The sequence below is a fragment of the Streptomyces sp. CB02058 genome (assembly GCF_001905505.1).
In the GTDB taxonomy this organism is placed as follows: domain Bacteria; phylum Actinomycetota; class Actinomycetes; order Streptomycetales; family Streptomycetaceae; genus Streptomyces.
Genome location: NZ_LIPG01000006.1, coordinates 572,156 through 586,581 on the forward strand (window position 1 = coordinate 572,156; position 14,426 = coordinate 586,581).

At 74.9% G+C, this 14,426-nt stretch carries 7 protein-coding genes; all 7 read left to right on the top strand.

The genetic code is table 11. From position 1 onward, the window contains the following. The first annotated feature begins 44 nt into the window (after positions 1-44). The gene (locus AMK10_RS30730) at positions 45-1,175 is read left to right on the top strand and encodes a glycosyltransferase family 4 protein (protein WP_073751930.1); all 1,131 of its coding nucleotides are present in this window, start codon (positions 45-47) and stop codon (positions 1,173-1,175) included. Continuing rightward, a complete protein-coding gene (locus AMK10_RS30735) occupies positions 1,172-2,338 on the top strand; it encodes a glycosyltransferase (protein ID WP_073751932.1) in 1,167 nt (388 codons plus the stop codon). The genes AMK10_RS30730 and AMK10_RS30735 overlap by 4 nt, the downstream gene beginning before the upstream one ends. Positions 2,339-2,490: 152 nt before the next feature. Next, positions 2,491-3,378 carry an SGNH/GDSL hydrolase family protein gene (locus AMK10_RS30740; protein WP_382567564.1) on the top strand — a complete coding sequence of 296 codons (888 nt, stop codon included), beginning with the start codon at positions 2,491-2,493 and terminating at the stop codon, positions 3,376-3,378. Continuing rightward, on the top strand, positions 3,375-7,088 hold the full coding sequence (locus AMK10_RS30745) for a hydantoinase B/oxoprolinase family protein (protein ID WP_073751934.1): 3,714 nt from the start codon (positions 3,375-3,377) through the stop codon (positions 7,086-7,088). Before AMK10_RS30740 ends, AMK10_RS30745 begins: the two co-directional genes overlap by 4 nt. Before the next feature lie 57 nt (positions 7,089-7,145). After that, entirely contained in the window at positions 7,146-8,672 is a 1,527-nt protein-coding gene (locus AMK10_RS30750) for a hypothetical protein (protein ID WP_073751935.1), read from the top strand. A gap of 55 nt (positions 8,673-8,727) precedes the next feature. Next, complete coding sequence (locus AMK10_RS30755; protein WP_073751936.1) at positions 8,728-9,639, top strand: hypothetical protein; 912 nt, start codon at positions 8,728-8,730, stop codon at positions 9,637-9,639. Positions 9,640-9,693: 54 nt separating this feature from the next. Then, on the top strand, positions 9,694-14,412 hold the full coding sequence (locus tag AMK10_RS30760) for a hypothetical protein (RefSeq protein WP_073751937.1): 4,719 nt from the start codon (positions 9,694-9,696) through the stop codon (positions 14,410-14,412). Positions 14,413-14,426 lie beyond the last annotated feature (14 nt).

A 14,426-nucleotide genomic window follows, 5' to 3' on the forward strand; every position in this document is an offset into this window, starting at 1 on the left:
ATCCAAGTCGGCAAGGGCACGCCCGGCGCGGCGACAACACCCGTATGCGTGTCGTCATCGTCACCGAATCCTTCCCTCCCGATGTCAACGGTGTGGCCCACTGCACCCTGCAGACCGCCCTGCACCTCGCCGCAGCCGGTCACCAGCCCCTCGTCATCGCCCCCGCCGGGGCGACCGCCGCCACCGGCTCCGCGTACGACGGCGATCCCTGCCCCGTGGTGCGCGTACCCTCGCTCCCGCTGCCCGGCTACCCGCAGGTCCGGGTGGCCCTCCCCGGACGGCGGCTCGCCGCCGCGCTCACCGGGCACCGCGCCGAACTCGTCCACCTGGCAGGCCCCTTCGTCCTCGGCGTGCGGGGCATGGCGGTCGCCACCCGGCTGGGGCTCCCCGCCGTCGCCGTCTACCAGACCGATCTGGCCGGCTACGCCCGCACCTATCTCGGTACCGGGCAGAGCACCGCCTGGCGCCGTATGCGCGCCGTCCACAGCGCGGCCGATCTCACCCTCGCGCCCTCCACCGCCGCACTGCGCGACCTCACCGACCACGGAGTGCCCCGGGTGCGGCTGTGGCCCAGGGGCGTCGACACCACCCGGTTCCGTCCCGCGCTGCGCGACGAGGCACTGCGCCGTTCCCTCGCCCCGGGAGGGGAGAGGATCGTCGGCTACGCGGGCCGGCTCGCCCCCGAGAAGCACGTCGAACTCCTCGCCGGGGCCTGCGCGCTGCCGGGCGTACGCGTCGTGGTCGTCGGTGACGGCCCGAGCGAGCCCTCTCTGCGGGCGTCGCTCCCCGGCGCCGTGTTCCTCGGACGGCGTACGGGGGACGAGCTCGCCCGCTTCTTCGCCTCCCTGGACGTCTTCGTGCACACCGGACCGTACGAGACGTTCTGCCAGACCGTGCAGGAGGCCATGGCCTCCGGAGTCCCGGTGGTCGCCCCGGCCGCCGGCGGCCCCCTCGACCTCGTCGCCCACGGGAGCACCGGGCTCCTGGTGCCGCCGCACGACCCCGGCGCGGTGAAGGACGCCGTCGCCGCGATCCTCGCGGACCCCGTGCGCGCCGAGGCATACGGGCGGACCGCGCGCGCCGCGGTCGAGGGCCGCACCTGGCAGGCCGTCGGCGACCAGCTCCTCGGCCACTACGACGAGGTCCTGCGCGGTCGGACTGCGGTGGCGGCGTGAACGGGAACCGCCGTGAAGGGCTCGCGATCGTGCGCCTGGCGAACTTCGTCACCCCCGCGTCCGGCGGCCTGCGCACCGCGCTCGACGAACTGGGGCGCGGCTATCTCGCCGCCGGGCACGAACCCGTGCTGATCGTCCCCGGCGCCGCTCCGAGCGATGTGACGACCCCGCAGGGCAGGGTCATCACCCTGCCCGGTCCCGTCCTCCCGGGGAGCGGCGGCTACCGCGTGCTGGCCGACCGCCCCCGGCTGCGCGCGCTGCTGGAGGAACTGCGCCCCGACCGCCTGGAGGTGTCCGACCGCACCACCCTGCGCTGGACGGGGGAGTGGGCCCGGCGCGCCAGGGTTCCCGCCGTGATGGTCTCCCACGAGACGGCCGACGGGGTGCTCCGGACCTGGGGCGTGCCCCGCGCCCTGGCGGGCCGCACGGCGGACCGGCTCAACGTGCGCAGCGCGCACGCGTACGCCCGGGTCGTGTGCACCACCGAGTGGGCCGAGCGCGAGTTCATCCGCATCGGCGTACGCAACGTGGTGCGCGCCCCGCTCGGTGTCGACCTGCGGCGCCGCCACCCGGGACTGCGCAGCACTGCGCTGCGCGCCCGGCACCTGCGGGGCGAGGACGTCCTGCTGCTGCTCGGCTCGCGGCTCTCCGTGGAGAAGCGGCCGGGCCGGGCGCTCGACGCCCTGGCGGCGCTGCGGCGCCAGGGGGTGCGGGCGGCCCTGGTCGTGGCGGGCGACGGGCCGCTGCGCGCGCGGCTGGAGGCCAGGGCACGGGCCGAGCGGCTGCCGGCAGAGTTCCTCGGCCACGTACGCGACCGTGCGCGGCTGGCACGGCTTCAGGCGAGCGCGGACCTGTGCGTCGCCCCGGGGCCCGCGGAGACCTTCGGGCTCTCGGCACTGGAGGCACTCGCCTGCGGTACGCCGGTGGTGGCGAGCCTCGCCTCCGCGCTCCCCGAGGTGATCGGCGGGGCGGGACTGGCCGCCGCCGACACGGGCGAGGCCTTCGCCGCCGCACTCCGCGAACTGCTGGCCAGACCGGAGGCGGAGCGCCGCGCGGCGGCCCGCGCGCGGGCCGGGCTCTTCGGCTGGGACCGCTCGGTGGCCGCCTTTCTGGCCGCCCACGACGTACCGGAGCGTCGCGGAGCCCTGGAGGCACGGCGGTGAGCGGGGCCGCGGACCCCGGCCTCCGCGCGCCGGCACCCGGGCCCATCCTCGCGGGAGTGCCCGCGCAGGCCTCCACGGCGGCGCCCGGACGCGCTTCGGCGGGAGCGCCCGCGCAGGCCTCCACGGGAGCACCCCTGTCCCCGTGCGCGGCGGTGCCGGCCCGTGCCACCGTGCGGTTCGCCGCGCTCGGGGACTCGCTGACCGAGGGCATCGGCGACCCGGTCCCGGGAGGCCGGCGGGGCTGGGCGGCCCTGCTCGCCGGGGGACTCGGGAGCGCGGACCGGGACGTGGAGTTCCGCAACTTCGCCGTCCGCGGCGCGCTGTCCCAAGACGTACGGGAGCACCAGGCGGCGGCAGCGGCGGCGTTCAGGCCCGACATCGCCTCGGTCGTCGTAGGCGTCAACGACACCCTGCGACGCTCCTTCGACATCCAGCGGCTGACCGGGCGGCTCGACGAGGTCTGCGCGCTGCTCGCCGACGGCGGAGCCGTACTCCTGACGGCGTGTCTGCCCGACCCCGGCACGGCGCTGGGCCTCCCCGGCCCGCTGCGCCACCCGCTGGCACGGCGCCAGCAGGCCGTGAACGCCGTGGTGCACGCACTCTCCGCCCGCTACGACGCCGTCCATCTGCACGCCTCCGACCCGGCCTGGGTCCAGGACCGCTCGCTGTGGAGCGTCGACCGGCTCCACCCGGGCGAGCGGGGGCACCGGAGGCTGGCCGTGGGATTCCACCGGCTGCTCGCCGAACGCGGGCTCGCCACGGGCCCCCCGCCCGGCAGCGAGCCCCGTCAGCCGCCGCCGAGCCGGGCCGCCGCCGTCCGCTGGATGGCCACCGAGGGAACAGGCTGGCTGGCCCGCCGCAGTACGGACCTGCTGCCCCAGCTGCTGGGCCTCGCGGCGGCCGAGGTCTGCCACCGGGCACGCGGCACGAGCGGCAGGCTCGACGCGCGCGCCGAGCAGGCACTGCGGGAGGCACTGGGCGGGCTCGCCCGGACGCCCTCCCTGCGAGGGTCCGTCCCCCACGGGAGAATGGAGGGATGACCGGACGCTGGGAGTTCTGGATCGACCGCGGCGGCACCTTCACGGACGTGGTGGGACGCGACCCCGACGGTCACCTGGTCACCCGCAAACTGCTCTCGCACGACCCCGGCCGCTACCCGGACGCCGCCGTCGCCGGAATCCGGCTGCTGCTCGGCCTCGGCCCCCGTGACCCGGTCCCGGCCGACCGGGTCGCGGGCGTCAAGATGGGCACCACCGTCGCCACCAACGCCCTCCTGGAGCGGCGCGGCGAGCCGACCGTCCTGGTCATCACCGAAGGCTTCCGGGACGCCCTGCGGATCGCGTACCAGAACCGGCCGCGCCTCTTCGACCGCCGCATCCTGCTTCCCGAGGCCGTCTACGACCGGGTCATCGAGGTCCCGGAGCGCATCGACGCCCGGGGCGGCACCGTGCGGCCCCTCGACGTCCCCGCCGTGGCCGAGCGCCTCGAGGCCGCAGCCGCCGACGGGCTCCGCAGCGCGGCCGTCGTCCTCATGCACGGCTACCGCCACCCCGGTCACGAGAAGGCCGTGGCGGCGGAGGCCAGGCGGGCGGGGTTCACCCAGGTCAGCTGCTCGCACGAGGTCAGCCCGCTCATCAAGCTCGTACCGCGCGGCGACACCACCGTCGTCGACGCCTACCTCTCGCCGATCCTGCGCCGCTACGTCGACGAGGTGGCCGCCGAACTCGCCGGAATCCGGCTGATGTTCATGCAGTCCAACGGCGGACTGCGCGAGGCCTCGCACTTCCGGGGCAAGGACGCCGTGCTCTCGGGGCCCGCCGGGGGCGTGGTCGGCATGGCGCGTACGTCGGAACAGGCGGGCCACGACCGGGTCATCGGCTTCGACATGGGCGGCACGTCCACCGATGTGTCGCACTACGCGGGCGAGTTCGAGCGCGAGCTCGGCACGCAGGTGGCCGGGGTGCGGATGAGCGCGCCCATGATGAGCATCCACACCGTGGCGGCCGGCGGCGGTTCCGTCCTGCACTTCGACGGCCGGCGCTACCGGGTCGGCCCCGACTCCGCCGGAGCCGACCCGGGACCGGCCTGCTACCGCAGGGGCGGGCCGCTCACCGTCACCGATGCCAACGTGATGCTCGGCCGCGTCCGCCCGGAGCACTTCCCCGCCGTCTTCGGCCCCGGTGGCGACCAGCCGCTCGACGCCGGGCTCGTACGGGAGCGCTTCGACGCGCTGGCGCGCGAGGTGTCGGAGGCCACCGGCCGGACCGCGGACGCCGCAGAGGTGGCCGCGGGCTTCCTGGAGATCGCCGTGCTCAACATGGCGAACGCGGTCAAGAAGATCTCCGTCCAGCGCGGCCACGACATCACGCGTTACGCGCTCACCGGCTTCGGAGGCGCGGGCGGGCAGCACGTCTGCGCGGTCGCCGACGCCCTGGGCATCGACACCGTCCTCGTACCGCCCCTCGCCGGGGTCCTCTCCGCGTACGGGATCGGCCTGGCCGACGCCACCGCGATGCGCGAGCAGTCCGTCGAGGCCGAACTGGACGAGGAGACCAGGGCCCGGGTGGACGGCGTCGGCGAGGGCCTCGCCGAGCGCACCCGCGCCGAACTCCGCGCCGACGGAGTCCCGGACGACGCCATCCGCACCCGGGCGCGGATCCTGCTGCGCTACGAGGGGACGGACGCCGCGCTGCCCGTCGGGCCCAACACGGTCGCCGCGATGGGCGAGGAGTTCGGAGCTCTTCACCGGGCGCGGTACGGCTTCACCATGGACAAGCCCCTGGTGGTCGAGACCGTCTCCGTGGAGGCCACCGGAGCCGCCGGACCGCACCTCCCGCACGCGGTCGCCCGGGACGCGGGCGACGAACAGCCCCCGCCGTCGGGGCGGGTCCGGATGTTCGCCGGGGGCGGCTGGCGGGACGCCGGGCTGCTCCGGAGGGAGGCACTGCGTCCCGGGGACACCGTGGCCGGCCCCGCCCTCGTCGCGGAGGACGACGCCACCACCGTCGTCGAACCCGGCTGGAGTGCTACCGCCGGACCGGCCGGACACCTCGTGCTGCGACGGGTGGACCCACGGCCGGAACGGACCGCCGTCGGCACCAGGGTGGACCCGGTCATGCTCGAAGTGTTCAACAACCTCTTCATGTCGATCGCCGAACAGATGGGCGTGCGACTGGAGAACACGGCGCACTCCGTCAACATCAAGGAGCGCCTGGACTTCTCGTGCGCGCTGTTCGACGCGGACGGCAACCTGATCGCCAACGCACCGCACATCCCCGTCCATCTGGGCTCGATGGGGGAGTCCATCAAGGAGGTGCTGAGGCGCGACAGGGACTCGATGCGCCCCGGGGACGTGTACGCCGTCAACGATCCGTACCACGGGGGCACCCATCTGCCCGATGTGACCGTCGTGACCCCCGTGTTCGACTTCGACGAGCCCGCTGACGAGCACGAGCAGGAGCCCGCGGACGGGCCGGCCGACGAGCACGGGGGAGGGGCCGCGCGCGATCACGCGGACGGGCCCGCGGACAGGCCCTCGCACGGCCGGGCGCGCGAGCTGCGGTTCCTGGTGGCGTCGCGAGGCCACCACGCGGAGATCGGCGGCATCACCCCCGGCTCCATGCCCGCCTTCAGCCGCACCGTCCACGAGGAGGGCGTCCTCTTCGACAACTGGCTGCTGGTGCGCGACGGAACATTGCGCGAGGCGGAGACCCGCGAGCTCCTCACCACCGCGGCCCACCCCTCCAGGGACCCGGACACCAACCTCGCCGATCTCCGCGCCCAGATCGCGGCGAACGAGAAGGGCATCGAGGAACTGCGCCGCATGACCCGCCAGTTCGGCCGCGACGTCGTCGAGGCGTACATGGGGCACGTCCAGGACAACGCCGAGGAGTCCGTGCGGCGGATCGTCGCGGACCTGCGCGACGGCTCTCGCCGCTACGAGACCGACAACGGCGCCGTCATCGAGGTGGCCGTGACCGTGGACCGGGAGGCCCGCCGGGCCGTCATCGACTTCACCGGCACCTCGCCGCAGCAGTCCGGCAACCTCAACGCCCCGAAGTCCGTGGTCATGGCCGCCGTCCTCTACGTCTTCAGGACGCTCGTCGACGAGGACATCCCGCTCAACAGCGGCTGTCTGAAGCCCCTGGACGTGCGGGTCCCGGAGGGATCGATGCTGGCCCCCGTCCACCCCGCGGCGACCGTCGCGGGCAACGTGGAGACCTCCCAGGCGGTCACCGGGGCCCTGTACGCGGCCCTAGGGGTCCAGGCCGAGGGCTCGGGCACCATGAACAACCTCACCTTCGGCAACAGCCGCGTCCAGTACTACGAGACGGTCGCGAGCGGGTCGGGCGCCGGGGACGGATTCGACGGGGCCGACGCCGTGCAGACCCATATGACCAACTCGCGGCTCACCGACCCCGAGATCCTCGAATGGCGCTACCCGGTGCTGCTGGAGAGCTTCGGCGTACGCGAGGACAGCGGCGGCACGGGCCACTGGCACGGCGGCCGGGGAGTCGAACGCAGGCTCCGCTTCCTCGAACCCGTCACCGTCGCCCTGCTGTCCGGACACCGCAGGGTGGCGCCGTACGGCATGGCCGGCGGAGGACCCGGCGCGCTCGGCGAGAGTTACGTCGAACGCGCCGACGGCACGACCGTCACCCCGCTCGACGGCTGCGACACCGCCGAGCTGGACACCGGGGACGTCCTGGTGCTGCGCACCCCCGGCGGGGGCGGATACGGGCGGGCGTGAGCGGTCGCTTCCGCACCGTTTCGACCGTTGTCGGTGCGAGGACCTAATCTGTGCAGCGTGACTTCGCCTGCCGACACCCAGACCGCTGCGCCCCAGCTCAGCGCGGGACCGAGGCCCGCCCCGGGCCCCGCCGCCGATGAGGGGCTCTCGCGTCGGCTGCGCGCGCTCGCCTGCACCGCTCCGCTGCACGACCTGGACGTGCGCAAGGCTAATCTGGCCGGTGAGTACACGGTCTACGCGATGGCCGAGGTCGCCCTCGCCGCGATCGACCTGGTCACCCTCAACATGGACTTCGACACGGGCGCCGACCACGACCAGATAGTGGCCAGGCTGCTTCCCCGGGTCGCCGCCCAGGCACCGAGCCGCCCCGTCACCGAGCACGAACGGGTCGCCCGCTGGGTCCTGGAGAACCTGATCAACGTCGGCAGCGTGGACCGCGGCTTCCGCGCGGTCTACGGCACCTTCGGCCCCGACGGCGTCTACGTCCGCAGGGACTACGACTTCAAGCTCATCGAGGAAGTCCCCGGCCACGGCGGCACCGTCTACCTCCGCGCCACCGACGAGGCGGTCAACGTCCTGGTCGGTGCCCTGGACACGGATGTCACCAGCGCCCAGATCGCCGCCGAGGTGAAGCTGGAGGTCCTGATCAGCAGGGGCCGCCTCGCCGACGCGCAGCTCGCCGCCGAACAGGCCCGCTACCGCACCGTGCAGTACGCCGAGACGCTCCGCAGGACGCTGGAGGCGACCCGGCGCAACGTCCGCGCCGTCGACTGGCTCAACGCCGTCCCCGACATGATCACCGAGGCGCTGGACCACGTCGCCGACCGCTACCGCCACGAGAACGCCATCCTCACCAACATCCGCAAGGCCCGGGACGAGGCGGAGGAACCCGAGCACAAGCGCCGCGCCGCCGAGCTCGTCGACATCGTCAAGGACTGCATCCGGCGCCACACCCAGCTCCAGTCCAGGCTGCTGGAGGCCGGACCGCTCTTCCGCGCCGAGCAGGACCGGCAGGCGTTCGCCACTCCGACCGCGCGGGCCGGCCTCGACCTGTACGGCCAGCTCGTCGCCCCGCTGCTGCCGCTGCCCGTCGAGGAGGCGACCCGGGTCACCGACGCGTTCTTCGCGCACGGCACGGGACTGCGCACCCCCACCTCGGTGCGCGTCGGCGACCTCGTCGACCTGCTGCTCATGCCCCCGGTGGAGCGGGAGCACCTCGGCGCCGAGATGCCCGAACCGGACCTCATCGCCACCCCCGACGACAGCCGGTTCAGCGAGGAACAGCTCGGACACGCCATGGAGCTGCTCGACCTGGAGCACGACGCCCCCCGCAGGCTCTCCGGGCTCCTCGCCGAGGCCCGGCTGCGCGACCCCGACCTGCCCTACCTGGTGGCCCTGCTCGCCGTGCACGCCGCGAGCCCGCCGGTCGGCACGGCCTACCGCCAGGGAGAGCGCCGGCTGCTCTTCGCCGTCGACGACGGCACCCCGCTGGAGGACCACGAATTCGGCGGCGCCGACCTGATAGTGGGCATGGCCCTGCTGGACGCGGCGGGCATGGCGGCGGACCGCAAGGACGCCTCATGACCACCGCCCCGCCGCCCGATCGCGGCACCCCCACCCGTACCGAGGAGTCACCGAGTTGAGCGAGCAGCACGCCGAGCACACCGACGCGTGGGGCGACCAGCCCTTCACGCAGGCGGCCGACGCCGCACGGCAGGCCGCTCCCGCCGCGCTCACCCCCGCCGACGCGGCCGACGCGGCCCGGCTGGTCTCCTTCGGGCTGCAGCCCAAGCTGATGCCCGCCCGCGACGCCGAATACGCCGAGCTGCTCCGCCGGTACAGGGAGGAGCCCGCCTTCGCCCGGCTCGCGGACGCCGTCGCCACCGGGCTCGGACTCATCGTTCTGGAGGTCTCCACGCGCGCCGGGATGGCCGTGACCGCCGCCGAGGACTCGGTCTTCGCCCTACGCGTGGGCGACTACGCCCGGCGCGCCTCCACGGACTCCGCGGACCGCTTCCTGCACGGCCTCGCCCACCTCGCCGTGGCCGCCATGGCCTTCCCCCGGCCCGAGGACCTGGCCGACGACTCCTACATCGGCCGCATCACGGTCAACGGCGTCGACGCCTTCGTCCGCCAGGCCTGCCGCCGGCTCGAGGAGCGCGCCGAGGAGCAGGGCGACAACACCGACCCGGCCACCGAGACCCCGGGCCTGGAGTCCGGGTGGCGGATCTACGCCCGCCGCAGCTCCACCGGAGCGACCAAGGACGCCCGCAGGCTCGCCGGATCCACCACGGGCATCATCGGCAAGGCCGTCGCCTTCCTCACCGACTCCGGCTTCCTCCAGCGCACCGGGGACGACGCGGGCGGCGCGTACCGCACGACCGCCCGCTACCAGCTCCAGGTGCGCGACATGGCGGGCAGCGCCGCCATGGCCGAACTGCTGGAGCTGGGCGTGGTCCCGGTCACCGACGGCTCGGCCACCCTGCTGCCCCCGCCCGACGCCGAGGGCCTGGAGCTGGCCGCCGACGCGGGACTCCCCTTCCACTCCTGAACCAGCCCCGCCCCAGCTCCCCGACCACCGCCTGAACGACGAGAGTCCGCCGCCATGTACGAGTTGTCCCGGGTCCGCCTCTATTCGATCGGGCCCGCCGGTGCGCGTTACGCCGACACCGTGCTCGACCTGCGCGGAGTCGGCGAGCCCGTCCCCAGGCCCGCCCCGGCCCAGGCGGAGTTCTTCGAGGACGAGCCCGTCGGACCGCCGCGCCGCCCGGCTCCCGCCGGTGTGCTGTTCCTGGAGAACGGCGGCGGCAAGTCCGTCCTGCTCAAGCTGATCTTCTCGGTGATGCTGCCGGGACACCGCAACACCCTGGGCGGCGCCAGCTCCGGCGTCCTGCGCAAGTTCCTGCTCGCCGACGACTGCGGCCACGTCGCCCTGGAGTGGCAGCACACGATCACCGGCGAGTGCGTGGTCGTCGGCAAGGTCAGCGAGTGGCGCGGGCGCCAGGTCTCCAACGACCCCCGCAAGTTCGCCGAAGCCTGGTACTCCTTCCGCCCCGGACCCGGCCTCAGCCTCGACAGCCTTCCCGTCGCGGAGGCCACCTCGGTGGGCAGGCCCGTCGAAGGGGTCTCGGGTGCCCGCGGCAGGCGGCGCACCATGAAGGGCTTCCGCGACGCCCTCATGGACGCGGGCAAGTTCTACCCGCACCTCGACGTGCACTGGGAAGAGATCCACGACCGCTGGAACGAACACCTCGGCGACCTCGGGCTCGACCCGGAACTCTTCCGCTACCAGCGCGAGATGAACGCGGACGAGGGCGAGGCGGCGGGCCTCTTCGCCGTCAAGAAGGACTCCGACTTCACCGACCTGCTGCTGCGGGCCGTCACCGACACCCGCGACACGGACGGTCTCGCCGACCTCGTCAGCGGCTTCGGCAACAAGCTCGGCCGCCGCGCCGAGCTCACCGCCGAGCGCGACTTCACCGCGGGCTCCGTCGACCTGCTCGGGCGGATCGTCGACGCCACCTCCACCCGGGCCCGCAGCCGGGACATCCACGCCGGCGCCGAGCGGCGCACCCGTACCCTCGCCCGCCGGCTCTCCGGCCGCGCCGCCGAGGAACGCGGCCGTACCGCCGAGCTCGCCCAGCAGGTCACGGCCGCCGCCCACACCGTCACCGAGGCCGAGGCGACCCGGGGCCACCGGGACCGGATCGCCGCCGAGCTGGCCTACCGGCACGCCTCCCTCGCCCTGGCCGCAGCCGAGAAGAGCGCCGCCGCCCAGCGCCGCGAACTGGGCGAGGCGCGCACCCTGCACTCCGCCTGGCAGGCCGCCGAAGCCGTCCTGCGCCACCGGGCCGCCGCCGACCGCTCGGCCAGGGTCGCCGTGGCCATCCGCGAGGCCGAGCGCGACGCGGCCCCCGCACTCGCCGCCCGCGCCACGGCCGCCGCCGATCTCGTGCGCGCCCTGCACACCGCCGCCGAGGCGGGGGAGCGGGTGGCCGACGAGGAGGAGGAGCGCTCCGCGACCCTCCAGTCCACCGGGGAGACGGCTCACCGGGACGCCACCACCGCGGCCACCGAGGCGCAGCGCGCCCGCAGCGAGGCCGGACATCTGCGCCAGCGCCTCGCCGAGGTCGAGCAGGAGACCGCCGATGCCGTCCGGGCCGGCTGGCTCGACGACACCGCGCCGGACGCCGACCCCGCCCGCGCCGCCCTCGCCGCGAACGACGCGGAGAAGGCCGCCGTCGCCGCCTGGGACACCGCGCGCGAGGCCGCCCGTGCCACCTCCGACCAGGCCAGGGAGGCCGCGGCGGCGGAGAGCCGCACCGAGCTCGCGGCGGCCCGCGCCGCCGACGGCGCACAGGCCGCCGAGCAGTCCTACGAGGCCGAGCGCAGGGCCGCCGAGTCGATCGCCGCCGACCCCCGCCTCGCCGACCTGCTGGGGCTCCCCGCCCCCTCCGGCGGCGTGCCGCACCCCCGCCGGGCCGCGGCGGCGGACGAGACGGGCGACGGCGACCACGAAACCGGCTCCGGTGAGGAGCGGTTCCTCACGGCCGAGGAGTTCGACACCAGCGCCGACGAGCTGAAGGAGCTCCTGGACCAGGGAGTTTCCGCCGCCGAGCGCCGGCTCTTCGACCTGCGCACCGCTGCCGCCGACGATTCCCGCATCCTCGGAGCGCTCGGCGACGGCGGGCTGCTGCCCCCGGGACCCGACGTCCTCGCCACCGTCGAATACCTCGGCGAGCACGGCATCCCGGCCCTGCCCGGCTGGCGCTACCTCGCCCAGGCCGTCGACCCCGCCGACCACGCCTCGGTCCTGGCCGCACGCCCCGAGCTCGTCGACGGCGTCGTCATCACCGACCCGGACGCGCACACCCGTGCCCGGGAGGTCCTCGCCGCCGCCGCCCTGCTGCCCAGGTCGGCCGTGGCCGTCGGCACCACCGCGGCCCTCCTCGCCCCCGTGCCCGCCCCGGGCGGTGACGGGGCGGACGGCGTCTTCCTCGTACCCCCGAACCCGGCGATGCACGACGAACACGCGGCCGACGAGGAGCGGCAGGCGCTCAGGGCCCGAGCCGCCGCGCGCGACGAGGACATCCGGACGCTCGCCGCCCGGCTGACCGCCGACCGCTCGCTCGCCGCCCGCATCGGTTCCTGGCGCGCCGACTGCCCGCCCGGCATGCTCGCGGAGCTCGGCGAAGCGGCTCGTACGTCCCGCGCCGCCGCCGAGACCGCGGAGGCCGCGCTCGCCGAGGCGCGCACCGTCCGGGCGGAGGCCGACGAGGCAGCCGCCGACGCCGCGCGCGTCCGCGACGAGCGACAGGAGGCGGCCCAGCGCGCCCGCCGTGCTGCCGACGCCCTCGCCGGCCTCGCCCACCGCCTCCGCGACCGTGCGGGCTGGCAGGCGCGGCTGCGCGAACTCACCGACGAGGCGGCCGAGTCCGAGGCCCGCGCCACGGCCTGCCTGGAGCGCGCCCGCGCCGCCGACGAGGACCGCAGGGCCGCGCAGCGCGCAGCCGACGACGCCCACCGCACCGCACGCGCTCTGCGCGCCGAACGCGCCGAGATCGCCGGAGCCCCGGAAACCCTCCCGGAGCCGGACGCCTCAGCCCCGCGCACCTCCCTCCCCGCCCTGCGCGAGGCGTACCGGGCCGCGTCCCGGCTGTACGAGAAGGTCGGCGTCGGCGCGGATCTGCGCGCCGAGCAGGCACGAGCCGAGAGCGACGAGAGCGCCGCCCTCGCCGAGCTCGACCGCCTCACCAACAAAGTCCGTACCCGAGCCGCCCAGCTCCTCGAAGGCACCGACGGGGCCGACGGCCCCTCACGGCAGGCAGCCGCAGCCCGTGCCGAGTCCCTCGTCCAGCTCCTGGAGACCCGCGCCTCGGCCGCCAGCGAGCAGCTCGGCCGGTTCCGCGGTGAGGCCGAGCGGCTCGCGCCCGCCGACGAGGCTCCCCACCACACCGAGCTCCCCGACGAGCTCGTCCCCGCCGACGCCGAGGGGGCCCAGAGCCTGCTGCGTACGGCCACGTCCGAACTCGCCTCCGCCACCGCGGCGCTGGACACGGCCCGCGCCGCCCACGCCGAACTGCTGCGCGCGCACCGCACCGCCGAGGACTCCGCGAGCGGCTTCGACGAGACCGCGGCGCTCCTGCGCGACCTGCTCAGGGACCACGGCGCGGACGAGGAGACCGAGACGCCCGACCCCTATCCCGGCACCCTGGAAGAGGCCAGGCAGTCCGCCGCCGAGGCCCGCCGCTCACTGCGTGGCTGCGCCACCGACCTGTCCGCCGCGGAGAGTTCGGTCCGGGAGGCGAGCGACGTCCTCGTACGCCACGCCAACTCCACCCGCTACGAACAGGTCCGCACCCCGGCCCGGCAGCAGATCCGCGAACTCCCCGCCGTCGCGCTGCCCGACCACGCGGAGAAGTGGGCGGCGGCCTTCGCGCCCCGACTGCGCGTGCTCACCGACGAGCTCGTCCAGCTGGAACGCAACCGCGACTCCATCGTCGACCGGCTCCGGGGCCTCGTGGAGTCCGCGCTCACCACCCTGCGCTCCGCCCAGCGCCTCTCCCAGCTCCCCGAAGGACTGGGAGAGTGGTCCGGCCAGGAGTTCCTCCGGATCCGCTTCGAGGAACCCGACCAGGCCACCCTCACCGAGCGGCTCGGCGAGGTCATCGACGAGGCCACGCACGCCGCCCTCAAGAAGAACTCCGATCTGCGCAGGGACGGCATGTCCCTCCTGCTGCGCGGTGTACAGGCGGCCCTTCAGCCCAAGGGCATCGCGGTGGAGATCCTGAAGCCGGACGCGGTGCTCCGCGCGGAGCGCGTCCCGGTCGGACAGATGGGCGACGTCTTCTCCGGAGGCCAGCTGCTCACCGCGGCCATCGCGCTGTACTGCACGATGGCGGCACTGCGCAGCAACGACCGGGGACGCGACCGGCACCGCCACGCGGGCACGCTCTTCCTCGACAACCCCATCGGCCGGGCCAACGCCACCTATCTGCTGGAACTCCAGCGCGCCGTCTCCGACGCGCTGGGCGTCCAGCTCCTCTACACGACGGGGCTGTTCGACACGACGGCACTCGCGGAGTTCCCCCTCGTCATCCGGCTGCGCAACGACGCGGACCTGCGGGCCGGGCTGAAGTACATCAGCGTCGAGGAGCACCTGCGGCCCGGACTGCCCCAGCAGGACCCCGAGGGCGAGACCGTGCACGGCGAGATCACCGCCACCCGCATGTTCAAGCGGACCGGCCAGGCATCCGGTACCCCGGGCGGGGCACCGGTGCCGGAGATGCGCACGGAGATGACCGAGACGCTGGAGAAGTCGTAGGGCCTCTCCTCCGG